Origin of the sequence: Candidatus Amarolinea dominans (genome assembly GCA_016719785.1) — a bacterium.
GTDB lineage: Bacteria > Chloroflexota > Anaerolineae > SSC4 > Amarolineaceae > Amarolinea > Amarolinea dominans.
Genome location: JADJYJ010000001.1, coordinates 422,477 through 437,016, shown reverse-complemented (window position 1 = coordinate 437,016; position 14,540 = coordinate 422,477). Strand labels below are relative to the sequence as shown.

Sequence of the window (14,540 nt, the reverse complement as noted above, 5' to 3'; positions counted from 1 at the left end):
GGGCTTTTTTCTTGTTCCGACTCGACATCTGTCAGACCCACCTACCGCTCGGTTCGTTATCTCTCATCTCGTTTTGCGCGAAGAAAATGCAAGGAGAAAGGAAAGAGCATGTTGCAACATTTGAACCTGACGACATTTGAAGCGTTCTCGCTGTGGGGCGTTCTGGTCGTCGCCGTCTTGGGCTTGGTCTACGCCCTCTTCCTACGCCGTCAGGTGTTGGCTGCAGACAAGGGCACCGCCAAGATGCAGGAAGTGTGGGAAGCGATCAAGCAGGGCGCCGATGCCTATCTTAGTCGCCAGTTACGCAGCATTCTGCCATTTATTGGCCTGCTGACCATTGCGCTCTTCTTGAGCGTATACATCGTGCCGCCGTCGCGTGAGGCTTTGCAACGCTTCCCTGGCATGGATGAGAATTCGTTGAAACTGCTGATCGGTTTCGGTCGCGCCATCGCCTTTATCATGGGCGCCGGTTTCAGTCTGGCGGTCGGTCAGATCGGCATGCGCATGGCGGTCGAGGCCAACGTGCGCGTGGCAGCCGAATCACGTAAGAGTTTTGCCGGCGCCCTGCAGATTGCCTACCGTGCCGGCACCATCACCGGCATGTTGACCGATGGCCTGGGCCTGTTCGGCGGCACCATCATCTTCATGATCTTTGGCGTCGCGGCGCCGGATGCCCTGCTGGGCTTCGGTTTTGGCGGCACCCTGCTGGCGCTCTTCATGCGCGTGGGCGGCGGTATCTTCACCAAGGCGGCTGACGTCGGCGCCGACCTGGTCGGCAAGGTGGAGCAAGACATCCCCGAAGATGACCCACGCAACGCCGCCGTGATCGCCGACTTGGTGGGTGACAACGTCGGTGACTGCGCCGGTATGGCCGCCGACATCTTCGAGTCGTATGAAGTCACCATCGTTTCCGCCCTGATCTTGGGCTTGACCCTGGTCGCCGCCACCGACCAGATCAACTGGATCATCTACCCGCTGCTGGTGCGCGGCATTGGTGTCGTCTCCTCGATCATCGGCACTTACCTGGTCAAGGCCGGCCCCGGAAAGTCGGGCGATGCGATGGCCGCCATCTTCCGCGGCTTCCTGACCTCAGCCGCCATCTCCACCGTGCTCTTCATGATTGTCGCCTTCTTCTATATGCGGGATGTTCCCGGTGGTTGGTGGCGACCGTTCCTCTCGACCAGTGCCGGCGTTCTGCTGGCAATCGTGCTTGACCGGCTGACCGATTATTTTACCGGCACCGAAGCGACGCCTGTGCGTGAGATTCGCGCCTCAACCAGCGGCGGCCCGGCCACCACGATCCTATCCGGCCTGGCTGTCGGTTATGAGTCCAGTGTGTGGGCAGCCCTCGTGATTGCGCTCACCATCCTGGCTTCAGTTTTGATCTACTCTGGCATGGGCGTGGCGTACATCCTCTACGGCGTGGCCCTGACCGGCATCGGTATGTTGACCCTGACCGGCAACAACGTCGCGATGGACTCCTTCGGCCCCATCTCCGACAATGCCAACGGCATCGGTGAAATGGCCGGCCTGGACAAGGACGCCCGCCAGATCATGGCCGACCTGGACGGCGTGGGTAACACGACCAAGGCTATCACCAAGGGTATCGCCATCGGTTCGGCCGTCATCGCGGCGGTCTCGCTCTTTGGCTCTTACATCACCGACGTTTCCAAGATTGATCCCCTCGCCCTGGCCAATGGCATCCGTGTCTCAGAGCCGAACGTCTTCATCGGCTTCATGATCGGCGGCGCGGTACCGTGGCTCTTCTCCGCGCTCGCGATCAAGGCGGTGGCGCGCGCCGCCGGCCTGATTGTGGAAGAGGTCCGTCGCCAGTTCAAGATTCCGGGTCTGATGGAAGGCAAGGTCAAGCCAGACTATCGCCAGGCTGTGACCATCTCCACGGTGGCTGCGCAGAGCGAACTGGTCAACCTGGCGCTGCTCGCCATCGTCACGCCGGTGGTGGTTGGTCTGGCGCTGCAAGTTGAGGCCCTGGGTGGCTTCCTGGCCGGCATCATCTTATCCGGTCAACTGCTGGCCGTCTTCATGGCCAGCGCCGGCGGCGCCTGGGACAATGCCAAGAAGACGATCGAAGATGAGCCGCGCAACCTGGCCAAGAACACCGGTAAGGGGTCTGAACGTCACAAGGCCAGCGTGGTCGGCGACACCGTCGGCGATCCACTGAAGGACACCGCCGGCCCGGCGCTCAACCCGATGATCAAGGTGATCAACCTGGTTAGCCTGATCATTGCGCCGATCATCGTTCAGTACAAAGAACTGACTCTGACCACCGGACTGATCATCGTCATCGGCCTGCTGATCATCGGCTGGGCCGTGCAGCGCAGCCGCAAGGGCGGCAACTTCGCCGCCGCCACCGCGGCCGTGGAGCACAAGGGCGGGAAGAAGAAGTAATAGTCGGTAGGGCGCGGGCTGGTTGCAGCCTGCGTGTTCGCAATCACAACGGGGAGAGTCGTTCGACTCTCCCCGTTTGCTTTCGTCTGTTACAAGACTGTGACAAAGTATTAAGGATCGAGAGATAGACTTGTTCTATTGCATGGGCACCGCATGGGCGCCCGGTAGTGAGCGTAACATATTGGGAACATGGACAGCGGGCGAGATGCCCACTGTCCCAGGGTGTGACGTTATCCACGGTGTTTTTTTTGTACGGTTCTGCTCTCCTGCTATAATCGAATGGTTCTGACCGATGATGCCGAAAAAGATCCTCATTGTTGACGATGACCAAGCCATTATTCACGTTCTGTCTGTTCTATTGACAAGAGCGGGTTACGTTGTGGTATCTGCACAGAACGGGCAGGAATCTTTGGCCGTATTGACTATGCAGCAGGTTGATCTGGTTGTTCTTGATATCATGCTCTCCGGCATGGATGGGCTAGAAATCTGTCGTCGTGTACGGAATGCCGAGCAGTATGTTCCGGTGGTGATGTTGACGGCGCGCGATGAATTGACTGACAAACTGATTGGTATCGAGGCTGGCGCTGATGTTTATTTAACCAAGCCTTTTGAGCCGCGTGAGTTGCTTGCTCATATCAAGGCGCTCTTCCGCCTACTGGAGCATGCCCATGACCGTCGCAACGTGCGAGAGTTACCCCTGGTTTGTGGACCATTGACAGCCTGGCCTTCGCAACGGCGTATCGAACTACACAATCAACCACTCGACCTGACTCCCACCGAACAAGAACTGCTTCTGTGTTTATTGCGTGATCCGGGACGCGCCTTCGGTCGAGAAACACTGTTGCGGCAGGTTTGGGGCTACGCGTACGATGGCGATTCGCGCACCGTAGATGTTCATGTTCAGCGTCTGCGCGCCAAAGTGGAGACCGATCCTGCACAACCCGAGCTCATTCGTACTGTACGAGGGTTTGGGTATCGCCTGGTCACTCCCGAGGAACTGGAAAAAAACGGATCGCTGGGATTCTCCCCGTGATAATCTTGCTTGAGTTGAGAACTGCGCTTTTCCTGCTGTTACTGGTTCTTGCCCTGGCAGTATGTGCGGGCATATGGTGGCGGCACAAATATCTGACCCCTGGTCACATAACACAAACCTTGCCCAACACGATATTCGACCTCGCGCCTGTCGGTATTCTCTTGTTCCGAACTTCGGAGGATTGTCACTATGTCAATGCTGCTGCCCATCGCCTGCTAGAACTTCCAACGACGCCCTTTGCACTAACGAACCCGGACGGTGCATCCTGGATGGCACTGCTGCGTCACGATGTGTTGGAAACCCTTCACTCACCAAATTCCAGAGGTTCCACGCGTCAGCTTACGTTGCCATCAATCCGTCGTATTCAATGGGAGATACAACGATATGCTGAAGGATGCGTTGTGTTTGTCACGGATGTCAACGTTACTTGGCAAGTGAGACAAACCTATCATGCTTTTGTCAACAGCCTGGCGCATGAGTTACGGACCCCTCTGACCTCTATTTTAGCTCACTCCGATCTTTTGGATGATGCGGAAATACCTCCTTCCGGTCGCGAAGCTTCCAGAAAGGTCATTCAACGAGAAACCAGGCGACTGATGCGGCTGATACAGGGAGCTGTCGAACTCATTCGTTTGGAGATGACGACCGACCTGACCCAACAGCCGATAGACCTGGTTGTGTTGGCTGAAGGAGCGGTTGCCCAGATGATTCCCCTGGCAGAGCAACGCGAAATCGAATTATCGTTTCGTGTTGCCACACCCTTACCGCGGACTCTGGGCGATGCGGATCAGCTCATGCGTGTTTTCGTGAATGTTCTCGACAATGCTGTGAAGTACAGCCGTCCGGGTGATCGGGTGGATGTTGTTTTGAGCCGCAATGAAACTGGAATTGTCTGTGCGATCAGCGATACAGGGCCTGGCATTGCTACAGAGCATTTGCCTTTTGTTTGTCAACGACTGTATCGTGGTCGCCACGATATGGATGGAAGCGGGCTTGGCCTCGCGCTTGCCCAGGAGATATTGCACAAGCATCAGAGTAGCCTGGATATTCAGAGCCAGACAGACGGGCCTACGACTGGCACCACCGTTCGCTTCGTCTTGATGCCCGCCGTGGATTCGTAAATTTGCACCGGGGGATGACATCATGAAAACTCGACGTGTTGTGTATGGATTGATTTTCATTGGATTTTGTAGCGTTATTCTTTTCATGGCGCATACCCCGGGTTATGTCATGATCGCGCCGTCATCTTCGATTGACCAATTGGCATGGCCGCGCGTATCACTCGTTGCAGAATCAACTAATGCGCCTTCATCTCTCCAGATTATTATTTCCGATATTGTTCCGTGGTCCAATGTATTGCTTACTCTCAATGATCGTCCATTGGTAATTGACGCCTGGCACGAGAACCCTGGTTTGGAAAGTTGGACCTGGATTTGGCGCACTACCGTTCCTTCGGAACGAGACTATCAATTGGTCTTCTACCATGATTGTCATACAGGCTGTGTGGAATGGACCCGTCTATCATTTCCGTCTGCCAGGGTGACGCCGACACCGGTGCCCATGTCAGGACCAACGAAACTCGGTGTCGTTTTTGCCAACCCACTGCGAAACTGGCATCAGCGCAGCGGATGGGATGTGGAGTTGACCTTCGTCGCCCAGACAAACCCCGGCTATACGATTGACGAATTGGCAACTCGTATCCAACGTGCAAACGAACAAGGGCTGCGCGTGCTCGTACGTGTTGACTACCAGAAAGGGCAGAGCATTCCCCCACGTGAGAATGAGGCCGCATTGGCTGAATACTTGGTTTACGTTCGTCGTTTAGCGCGTGATGCTCGTTTGCGCAACGTCTATGCGTTCATCATTGGCAGTGGTTATAACGAACAGGGTAGTAATGAACTGACGACCGGCTACGAGGTGACCCCTGATTGGTATGCGCGCGTTTTCAATGGGCATGGTGTCGCGATGACTCGCACAGACAATGTTGTGCAGATCATACGCCAGGAGCATTCGAGCGCTCGCATCCTGGTTGGCCCAGTGCGCCCCTGGAACACCGATCAAGATGGAGAATTGGCATGGTCGAGTGATGCCCCCTGGCTGAATTACATGAACACGCTTGTTTACGCAATAAGCCAGACAGCACAAGAGAAGGCTGCTGCCGGCATACCTTTCGCCAGCCCGGATGGCTTTGCTGTGCAAGCTCCCGGTCGGCCAGAGGCATTGGAACTTACAGGCAAAGGCCGGGCCTTGGAACCAGTAACCGATCTGCGTCAACCAGCCTGGAACGGCGCCCAGTCTGGCTTTCGTGTATACCGAGATTGGCTTGCGATCATCAATGCACACCCGGCCACGCGCGGATTGCCAGTTTTTATTACATCCACCAATACTTTTACGACCGACACGAATGTTCGACCAGCTCGAAACTACCCAGATGGTTGGTTGACTCATGCATTAGCGGAAATCAATGTTGAACCTCAGGTCGTGGCGCTGTGTTGGTTCATGGATGACCTGCCCGATGCGCAGTGGGATGAGTTTAGTTTGAGCAAACAGATCGGCAGCCTGAGCAATGCCGCAACAGAGTTCGAAGCGCTTCTCCAGATAATGCCATAGGTGCTGGGCATGCACCTATCGGTCATAGCATCATCATAACAGACGACGCGACGGGTCCCCCGTCGCGTCTGTCACTCTGATACACAAATGACGCAATACTGTTACCAGCCTGTGATACGGGTTTAAGGCTTGAAAGGCATTGTACGACTGATGAGATCAACCCCGCGCAATGTAGCACTTTGTACGGCGAAGGTCAGGTGAATTACTCATTTTCTCATAATCACACATCGAGTGACAGTTGGCTGGGCAAAATTGTCATTGCCAGGTGTTTTCACTGGAAATATAGCGACCCCCAAGGCATGGTCAACTAGAACCCTTCAAACTGAGTTTTGTGAAAGGAAACAACTATGCGTGTCTCATCTCGTTGGCTGTGGAGTTTATGCTTGATTGTCGTTGTCCTCGCTCTTGCCTTTGTAGCGCAGACTCGAGCGGCCCTGGTTGCTTCTCCCTATTTCGAAGGAGAAACCAGTTCGTTTCGCTACGCGGGTCAAGGCCAATCGAACGGAAGTTACTACGTGACAATAAGCGTTGATTTCGATAACCCGATCGCTCACCAGGGTTACCTCGATGCGAATCGGCAGCGCGGCCAAACGCTGCTTTCACGATACGCGATGTACCCATTGCCTCTGCAAATCACCTTCGCAACGCCTGTCTCGCTGCAAGATGCGCGAATCCTGGTCTCAGAGGCTCATGTTCAGGTGGACAGTTTCGCTTTTGTTGGTAGATCATCCCTGAATCACAGCAAGCGCGGCGGGCATTGGGAATTTGGCGGGCTTGACCGGACCATTCCAGGGACACAGAGCATGGATCCGGCGGGTGTCAATGGCGAACAACTCGTTCTTGAAGGCGTCATGGTGATCCATGGCACGGTGGCTGACGCCGCAGGTCTGGCCAGCCTTCTTGCCGATCCTCGCATTTATTTGGTGGACACGTCAGAAGTTGAGCTACGTACGTTGATTGTACAACGACACCAATCTGAGGTAGCCAGTAAGGACCTGACCATTAGCGTCCCCTCTCCGTTTTGGAATCTGGATTGGTAATACCCTTGCGCATGATCTGAAGAGAGCGGGGAGAGTCGCATGACTCTCCCCGTTTGCTTTCATTCTGTTCAATTTGTTGACGAGCTCGAAATCTCACTTCCGAACCGCGTGAAGATTGGCGGGATCGGCGTAGGCGCCTTCCATTGCGCCCGGCCGAACGTCCTCGAAGATGGCAAACTGATTGCCGCTGGGATCGGCAAAGGTCTGGCAGGGGCCGTTGGGGATCTCGAAGCGGGCGCCCTGCGGCTGCCAGCCGCGCGCCCGCAGCTCCCGGATCGTCGCTCCCAGATCGGCAACCTCGTAGACGGGAAGGCAGCTGGGCGCGGGACGGTGATCGGCCAACAGCAGCAGTGGGCCGTCACCCAGGCGCAGCGCCGCCACCAGCGCGCCAAAACGAGCAAACTGCCAGACGCGCTCCGCGCCTAATTGATCCAGATAGAACGCCAGGTCATGGTCGAAGTCGGTCGTGCCGACGTAGAGAAAGCGCAGCGCGCCGAAAGGCGGTGTCATCCTGCATCCTCCTCGCCCGATCCTGCCAGGCGTGCGCTCTCCGCCCAAAGGTGTTCCTGTACGGCCTCGTCGCGCACGTAGTCGCTGGTCGCCATGGGCTTCTGGCCGCGGAAAAGCTGCCCATTGGCTCCGCCGGCCTGTGTTTCTGCCAGCCAGACCAAACCTTCGGCGGCTTTCTCGGGCGGCTGCGCCATAAAGCTGAAGAGACTGAGAAGCAGGCGCATCGGCGCGGGCGCCTCGCGCATGAGACTGGTGCGCACGATGCCAGGATGGTAGGCATTGGCCGTGACGCGCTTACCTGCCAACCGTCGCGCCAGCGCGCAGGTGAAGAGCAGATTGGCCGCCTTGGAAGCGCCGAACGCGTTGAGGGCGGAGAAGCTGCGCACACCCTGCAGGTCATCGAAGCTCAGTTTGCTCGTGGAGGGCGCGCTAACGGTGATGATCGTGGATGGGGTACCAGCCTGCAGCATGTCGAGCAGCAGGTTGGTGAGCAGGAAGGGCGCCAGGTGATTGGTGGCAAACATCAGCTCCAGCCCTTCGCCGGTCAAGATTCGCTGCTGCTTGAAGACAGCCGCGTTGTTGATCAGGACGTGCAGCCGATCGTGCTGCTCACGGAACTGCGCGGCCACGCGGCGCACCGCGGCCAGCGAGGAGAGGTCTCCGGTCAGCGCGCTGACGGCCGCGCTGTCGGTCTTGGCCTTGATCTCGGCCACAGCGGCATCGCCCTTGGCTTGGGTGCGCGCGACGATCACGACGGTTGCGCCGCGCTGCGCCAGTTGCACGGCGGCCGCCTTGCCCAGGCCGGCCGTGGCGCCGGTGACCAGGCAAACCTGGTTCTGCAAACTCGATGGCTCTACCATTTTGGTTTGTGAAACCGCCTTTCTGAAACGACTGCTCATTCCGGTTGCATGGGCATATCCTTAGTATCACAAGCTGAGAGCGATGTCAAGCCTTTTGCTCGCGCTTGGTCTGGAGTTGTTATTATACGAATCACGATTATAATAATCGCGATTCGTATATGTGCATCCCAACCAGGGATCGCTTGACCTGGGCCTGGCGGACGCGGTGCTGGCGCAGCGCCTGCGGCCGACATTCGATCAGTTCGTCGGTTATGCCTTCGAAGAAGCGGCACGGGCTTACGTCGCGCGCCTGGCGCGCGCGGGGCAGCTCACCTTCTTGCCTGAACGGGTTGGCTCCTGGTGGGACAGCACGGGCGAGGTGGACGTTGTCGCGGTCAGCGAGGCAGATGGCGCGCTGCTGCTGGGCGAGTGCAAGTGGTCAGTTAACCCGGTAGGCACGGACATCCTGGATGATCTCCAACGCAAGGCGCACCTGGTGGATCCCCAGGGCCGCTGGCCGGCTGTTTCCTATGCGCTCTTTGCCAAGTCCGGTTTCACGCCCGCGCTGGTCGCCCGCGCGGCGGACGAGAATGTGCGCCTGGTTGCGGCAGAGGCGCTGGTGATGGATCATCCTGGAAATTGAACCCGTGGACCGAAAGCATTTTATCCGTGAACGTCCGGGCACCAGCAAGATGGACTTGCCGAAACCGAAAAGATAGGTTATGCTTGATTTATGAGACATGCAACGGAACGGTCTTCGATTCTGTAGGAGTGTAATGACAATGAAGCCTGCCAATGATTACGGATCAAGCACGAATCAGCCTGCTTGGGTGGCAATTGCGGTGGCTGTGATTATGTCGGTAGTTGGCCCATTGGTGGTTTGGAACGCGACCAATCGTAACGCTGAACTGCAGAAGAATGACACATCTACGTTATCCCAAGAGGTGAACCGTCTTGTTGACCGAGTTAATCAGATTCGCTCAACTGTTGAAGCGTATAGCACGTCACCTTCATCAACGGGGACACCGCAGCCGGGGATCGAATTGGCCGATCTAAAAAAACTGACGGAGCAGATTTCGACCCTGGAACAGCAAGTGGCAGCCCTCAACGCACGTCCATCGCCCACGCCATTACCGGGACCCCTTGTGTCTGCGGGTGACTTGGAGGCTCTTCGAAACCGTGTCGTGGACCTGGAAAAGACGATTCAGGCGTATGGCACGCCAGAACCGCTGACACTCCCTACCGTGTTGGCCCAAGAGGGAATTCCCGTTGATAGCAAGTTGGCCATTGAGGGGGCAACCGCCTCCTCGACACTGTATGTTCTAGACCAAAACGAGAAGCCGATCTACACACCGGACAAAGCTATTGATTCCAACAATGCGACAGTGTGGCCTGCGGACACAGCCGATCTGGACAAGCCATGGATTGAGCTCAAGCTGGATCGTGTATATACCATTACGGGAATCAAGTTTTTGGTTTGTGATGGCTGTGTCCCTGCCTTCCAAGATGCTATGCTGATTTTTTCGAACGATACAGCCCAGAAACTGCACCTAACGCCCGCCCAACTGCAGAAAACGGGCTGGTCTTACTTTCCTCTTGTGCAAACAGAGGCCGATCGTATCAGGATCGTGTTGTTATCACCTATAAGAAGCCTTCGCACCGCAAATTTCTATGGACTGGGATTTGCTGAAATCGAGGTCTATGGCAAATAGGAACAGATAGAGAGCCTCATTTGAAGGCTCATTCTGCGCGATCCAACAAGGCTAGAAATCGAGCGGGAGACACAATCGGGATGTTGGCGAAAGGCGTGAGCGTGAGCAAATCCTCGTCCCCACTGACAATGACATCGGCCTGGCCGGTGACCGCAACCTCCAGAAACTTGTCATCCTTGGGATCGCGGCAGGCAGCTATCTGCACGTCGGGATGCACCAACTCGCTGCGCGCGACGATGAGCCGAATCGTCGCGCGCAGCACACCATCGCTCAACTGATACTTAGTCCGTAACCGCGGGCGATGGAGAACCTCCACGATCTCATCCAGCGTTGCGCGGCTCTGCAGCAGCGTGTAGTCGCGCCGGCGTAGCCGATACAGCACGGGGCCTACACTCCCTTGAGGCTTGATCACGGCCCGCACAAGGATGTTCGTGTCAACGACAGCCCTCATTGTTGTTGACCTGGCGCTGCGCGCACCTCGGCCATAGCCGCGTCCACATCCGCCGCGATTTCGTCGTCGCCGTAGACGGCGTTTTGCTCCGCCAGCCGCATCATCGCGCGGTCGAATTCAGCCACGATCTCCTGCTCTTTCCAGGCCAGAAAGCGGGTGAACTCCTCGTAGGGGACGATGGCGGCTTCTGGCCGGCTGCCTCGCGTCAGCACGTAGGGCATGTGGTCCTTGGTCACCTCATCGAACACAGATCGGAAGTTTCTTTGCAGGTCGGTGACGCCAATGATTTTTTGCATAATTCGCAGACCTCACTTAGTGGTAGAATACAAATCCTGATACATATCTTACTGCAAAGCTATTGCGAATGTCAACCCCAGGGGTGAGGCTTCGGTACGCCGCTGTCTGCATTCTTTGCTTTGCCCCCCGCGCTGTCGTAAAATACCGCTCACATGGACGACGGAAGGCATGCGCGCTACCGCAGGCGCGGCCATGCTCTGGCTGTATTCATTTGTTTCGTGAAGGGAGATTCTCATATGACACTGGACCGCTTTTTTGTCGAACGCAACCGCGCGTCAACCGACCGCATCCGCGCGCTGGCCGCGCGCTTGAGCGATGCGGAAATGCAGCACCCGGTGGGCGAACACTGGACCGTGGCGATTGCGCTGGCGCACCTGGCCTTCTGGGATCGGCGCGTGCTGTATGTCCTGGACAGGACCGAACGCGAGGGCACGCTGTTCGTCCCGGAGATTGACATCTTCGTGAACGACCTGTCGCTGCCCCTGTGGGCCGCCATCCCGCCGCGCGCCGCGGCGCAGATTGCTATCGAAACCGCAGAGGCGCTGGACGCACGGCTGGAAGGTTATCCGCCAGCCTTGCTCGATGAAATCAACGTGTACAATCAGCGCTGGGTCGTGCGTGCATTACATCGTAACGAGCACCTGGATGAGGTGGACGCGGCGTTGAAAGGTTAGGCGCCAGACTTCCGCAGTCTTCAAGACTGCGGAAGTCTACGCCAACTGCCCGAAGATCTTGCCCGCCTGCGCGGTCTCACAATCGTGTATTCGTGTTGCGCCACTGGTTGAGCCAGCGCACCTGTCCGGGCCAGTCCGCAGCGCGGGTGTTCGAAAGCATGTCGTCAAGGGCTGCAATCAAATCCGAAAGCGTCCAGTCCTGCTGGTTGGCTAACACGATGCCGCCGTGCCCCGGATATTTTCGGGCCAGTCGCATGAAGTCGGCGATATTGAACGTGAAGATGCAGCGTCCCTGGGCGGTAGCGCCCAGCAGTTGCTGCTCGTCGCTGGCATCCAACAGCATCCACTCGCAGGGCGTGCGCGTGACGTTGTGTCCCCGCTCCCCCAACACTTTCTGCAAAGTGCGGTACGATGCGTCAGCGTCGAGATGGAGTCGGGGCTTAGCCATGCGCCTCCGCCGCGCTCATACGCGCTTCCAGTGTCAAATGCGTCTCGATTTCCTGGCGATGGACGCGAGCAAAGGCAAGCGCCTCCTCGATCTGTTGCACAGGTACGCCGTATTCTTTGGCAAGTTCAGCCGGCGTCATGCCCCACTGCTCGCCAGCAATGGCAGCAGCCTGCACGCGGATGCCGGTTCCCCGCAATACCGGCGTCGGGATGCCACTGGCTCCGCGACGATAGGTCACTTGTGGAAAGCGAGGATCGTCCAACTGTTGATTGAGGGCGCCGATTTTCTCCGCGGTAGCCCAGAGAATGAACTGGTTGAGCGAAACGCCCTGCTTCAGTGCCCAGACTTCCGCTTCTTGCTTGAGTTGTTGCGGTAGGTTCAAAGGATAGCGTGACATGGGTTGCCTCATTTATGATCTCTCTGGGGGTATCATATAACGCATCATGACTTGTGTCAACCCTTCAGCCACCCATCTTCTCCCATCGCGTGCAGCAAGTCCTCTTGTGCCTGCCGGCTTTTCGCCTGACTCCATCAGCCGCCCGCAATCGCCCCGATGATCAGAAAAGGCTCGGCGCCCGTCGCGATTGCAGCGGGCAGCGGGGCATCCGGCGCCTCATGCGACACATCCTGGCCGCAGGCGAAGAAGCGGACCAGCGCTCGTCGCCGCTGACTGACGTGATCGCGGAGGGTCCCGCGCAGCATCGGGTACTGCGCCTCCAACGCGTCCAGGATCGAACGCTGCGTCACCGGCCCGGCGACCTGAAGCTCCACCTCTTGGCGAACGTTCGCCAGCCTGCGCAGATGGAAGGGGAGCACGATGCGTATCATGGCAGGGTTTGCACCGCGATAGACAGGACAGCCGGAAGATCACGCACGATGGGCGCCCAGTTGTCGCCAGCATCGGCCGATGCGTACACCTGCCCGCCGGTCGTGCCAAAGTAGACGCCGCACGCGTCGAGGCGATCAACGGCCAGCGCGCTGCGCAGCACGTTGACGTAGCAGTTGCTCTGCGGCAGCCCGTTGGTCAGCGCCTCCCACTCGTTCCCGCCCGTGCGGCTGCGGTAGACGCGCAGCTTGCCATCGGGCGGGTAATGCTCCGAGTCGCTTTTGATCGGCACGACATAGACGGTCTCCGGCTCATGCGCATGCATGGCGATTGGAAAGCCAAAGTCACTCGGCAGATTGCCGCTGACCTCGCGCCACATCTCGCCGGCGTCATCGCTGCGCATCACATCCCAATGCTTCTGCATGAACAACACACCCGGACGCGCCGGATGCATGGCGATACTGTGAACACAGTGCCCCACCTCAGCATGAGGGTCGGGCATTTCGTAGTTGGACACCAGGCCGCGGTTGATCGGCCGCCAGGTCTCGCCGCCATCGTCGGTGCGGAACGCGCCCGCCGCCGAGATCGCGATGAACATGCGCTGCGGATCGCTTGGGTCCAGCACAATCGTGTGCAGACACATCCCGCCCGCGCCGGGCGCCCACAGGTTCCCCTTGACGCTGCGCAGACCGGCCAGCTCCTGCCACGTCTTCCCGCCGTCGCTTGACTTGAACATGGCCGCGTCTTCCACTCCCGCGTAGACCGTGTCCGGATCCGTCAGCGATGGTTCCAGGCGCCAGACGCGCTTGAACTCCCACGGATGCGGGGTGCCGTCGTACCACTGGTGCGTACCGGGAACGCCCTGGTAGACGAACTCATTGCCCACCGGCTCCCAGGTCGCGCCGCCATCATCGGAGCGCTGGATCAACTGCCCGAACCAACCGGTGGATTGCGACGCATACAGCCGATTCGGGTCAGCGGGTGACCCCTGAATGTGGTAAATTTCCCAGCCCGCAAAGTGAGGCCCGGCGACGTCCCATTCTTTGCGCCGTTCGTCCGACGTCAGAATGAACGCGCCCTTGCGCGTCCCAACCAGTACACGTACGCTGCTCATAAGTTACTCCTTTCAAGTGGTTGCATGACAACCTCGAGAGTCCCAGCGGCACGGTTTGTCATCGTGTCTGCTCCTGAACTACATCAATCCGTAGCCGCGAATGACTTCGAACTCGTAAATCAGCCGATTTTCCTCAACCATCACATGCAGAAACTCCTCGAGGCTCAGCTCCCTTCCGAACCAATTAAGATTCCCAGTCGGGCGATTCTGCATTTGCTGGAAGAGACGCAGATTCATCTTGGGTGCATCCGCCCCTTCAAGAATACGCACAGTCGTGTCCAGAGTCAACCACCCCCAACGGGCATCGAACACGAACAGCGTGCAGCGAGGGTCACGACGCAACCTCGCAGTGCGTACACGATCCTGCGTTCCGCTGCTCCACAGCTTTCCGTCAACCAGCGCAACGCCGACACGTACTGCCCGAGGTGCGCCGTCATCACCTATGGTTATCATCGCCGCCGACTGATTGCTCTCCAAGAACGAACGCTGACTATCTGAGAGGTTCATCCCTTTCACCTTTCAATGGCACCATGATCGGTCTGAATGTGAGTGGACATGGTTCTCCCGCACGTCATTA

17 protein-coding genes are annotated in these 14,540 nt (G+C 57.7%); 8 read left to right on the top strand and 9 right to left on the bottom strand.

Translation table 11 applies throughout. The features are described from left to right. Positions 1-108: 108 nt before the first annotated feature. The 5 genes from IPM84_02235 to IPM84_02215 all read left to right on the top strand — a co-directional run bounded on the left by IPM84_02235 (position 109) and on the right by IPM84_02215 (position 7,092). A complete protein-coding gene (locus IPM84_02235; protein ID MBK9091593.1) occupies positions 109-2,409 on the top strand; it encodes a sodium-translocating pyrophosphatase in 2,301 nt (766 codons plus the stop codon). 292 nt (positions 2,410-2,701) lie between these two features. Further along, the gene (locus tag IPM84_02230) at positions 2,702-3,442 is read left to right on the top strand and encodes a response regulator transcription factor (GenBank protein MBK9091592.1); all 741 of its coding nucleotides are present in this window, start codon (positions 2,702-2,704) and stop codon (positions 3,440-3,442) included. Next, complete coding sequence (locus IPM84_02225; protein MBK9091591.1) at positions 3,439-4,563, top strand: hypothetical protein; 1,125 nt, start codon at positions 3,439-3,441, stop codon at positions 4,561-4,563. The genes IPM84_02230 and IPM84_02225 overlap by 4 nt, the downstream gene beginning before the upstream one ends. A 22-nt stretch (positions 4,564-4,585) precedes the next feature. After that, positions 4,586-6,052, top strand: coding sequence for a hypothetical protein (locus IPM84_02220; GenBank protein MBK9091590.1), 1,467 nt, complete (start codon positions 4,586-4,588; stop codon positions 6,050-6,052). 383 nt (positions 6,053-6,435) lie between these two features. After that, complete coding sequence (locus IPM84_02215; GenBank protein MBK9091589.1) at positions 6,436-7,092, top strand: hypothetical protein; 657 nt, start codon at positions 6,436-6,438, stop codon at positions 7,090-7,092. Between the two features lie 93 nt (positions 7,093-7,185). Here the strand turns inward: IPM84_02215 and IPM84_02210 are convergent, their stop codons facing one another. Beyond that, complete coding sequence (locus IPM84_02210) at positions 7,186-7,602, bottom strand: hypothetical protein (GenBank protein MBK9091588.1); 417 nt, start codon at positions 7,600-7,602, stop codon at positions 7,186-7,188. Next, positions 7,599-8,462: an SDR family NAD(P)-dependent oxidoreductase gene (locus IPM84_02205; GenBank protein ID MBK9091587.1), complete on the bottom strand. Its 864-nt coding sequence runs from the start codon at positions 8,460-8,462 to the stop codon at positions 7,599-7,601. Before IPM84_02205 ends, IPM84_02210 begins: the two co-directional genes overlap by 4 nt. A 160-nt stretch (positions 8,463-8,622) precedes the next feature. On the opposite strand from IPM84_02205, the gene IPM84_02200 reads away from it, so the two are divergent. After that, on the top strand, positions 8,623-9,084 hold the full coding sequence (locus tag IPM84_02200; protein MBK9091586.1) for a DUF234 domain-containing protein: 462 nt from the start codon (positions 8,623-8,625) through the stop codon (positions 9,082-9,084). Positions 9,085-9,217: 133 nt separating this feature from the next. Beyond that, the gene (locus IPM84_02195; protein ID MBK9091585.1) at positions 9,218-10,153 is read left to right on the top strand and encodes a discoidin domain-containing protein; all 936 of its coding nucleotides are present in this window, start codon (positions 9,218-9,220) and stop codon (positions 10,151-10,153) included. A gap of 28 nt (positions 10,154-10,181) precedes the next feature. On the opposite strand, the gene IPM84_02190 is transcribed toward IPM84_02195, so the two are convergent. Both IPM84_02190 and IPM84_02185 read right to left on the bottom strand, forming a co-directional pair. Beyond that, the gene (locus tag IPM84_02190; protein ID MBK9091584.1) at positions 10,182-10,565 is read right to left on the bottom strand and encodes a putative toxin-antitoxin system toxin component, PIN family; all 384 of its coding nucleotides are present in this window, start codon (positions 10,563-10,565) and stop codon (positions 10,182-10,184) included. Between the two features lie 35 nt (positions 10,566-10,600). Continuing rightward, entirely contained in the window at positions 10,601-10,900 is a 300-nt protein-coding gene (locus tag IPM84_02185) for a type II toxin-antitoxin system Phd/YefM family antitoxin (protein ID MBK9091583.1), read from the bottom strand. 237 nt (positions 10,901-11,137) lie between these two features. Between IPM84_02185 and IPM84_02180 the strand changes: the two genes are divergently transcribed. Continuing rightward, the gene (locus tag IPM84_02180; GenBank protein ID MBK9091582.1) at positions 11,138-11,575 is read left to right on the top strand and encodes a maleylpyruvate isomerase N-terminal domain-containing protein; all 438 of its coding nucleotides are present in this window, start codon (positions 11,138-11,140) and stop codon (positions 11,573-11,575) included. Positions 11,576-11,651: 76 nt separating this feature from the next. Here the strand turns inward: IPM84_02180 and IPM84_02175 are convergent, their stop codons facing one another. From IPM84_02175 to IPM84_02155, 5 genes are all read right to left on the bottom strand, one after another. After that, positions 11,652-12,023, bottom strand: a complete 372-nt coding sequence (locus IPM84_02175) for a DUF5615 family PIN-like protein (protein ID MBK9091581.1) — start codon at positions 12,021-12,023, stop codon at positions 11,652-11,654. Beyond that, complete coding sequence (locus IPM84_02170) at positions 12,016-12,420, bottom strand: DUF433 domain-containing protein (protein MBK9091580.1); 405 nt, start codon at positions 12,418-12,420, stop codon at positions 12,016-12,018. The genes IPM84_02175 and IPM84_02170 overlap by 8 nt, the downstream gene beginning before the upstream one ends. Before the next feature lie 134 nt (positions 12,421-12,554). Further along, the gene (locus IPM84_02165) at positions 12,555-12,851 is read right to left on the bottom strand and encodes a MoaD/ThiS family protein (GenBank protein ID MBK9091579.1); all 297 of its coding nucleotides are present in this window, start codon (positions 12,849-12,851) and stop codon (positions 12,555-12,557) included. Then, positions 12,848-13,963 carry an exo-alpha-sialidase gene (locus IPM84_02160; protein MBK9091578.1) on the bottom strand — a complete coding sequence of 372 codons (1,116 nt, stop codon included), beginning with the start codon at positions 13,961-13,963 and terminating at the stop codon, positions 12,848-12,850. Before IPM84_02160 ends, IPM84_02165 begins: the two co-directional genes overlap by 4 nt. A gap of 78 nt (positions 13,964-14,041) precedes the next feature. Next, positions 14,042-14,470, bottom strand: coding sequence for a pyridoxamine 5'-phosphate oxidase family protein (locus IPM84_02155; GenBank protein MBK9091577.1), 429 nt, complete (start codon positions 14,468-14,470; stop codon positions 14,042-14,044). Between the last annotated feature and the right edge of the window lie 70 nt (positions 14,471-14,540).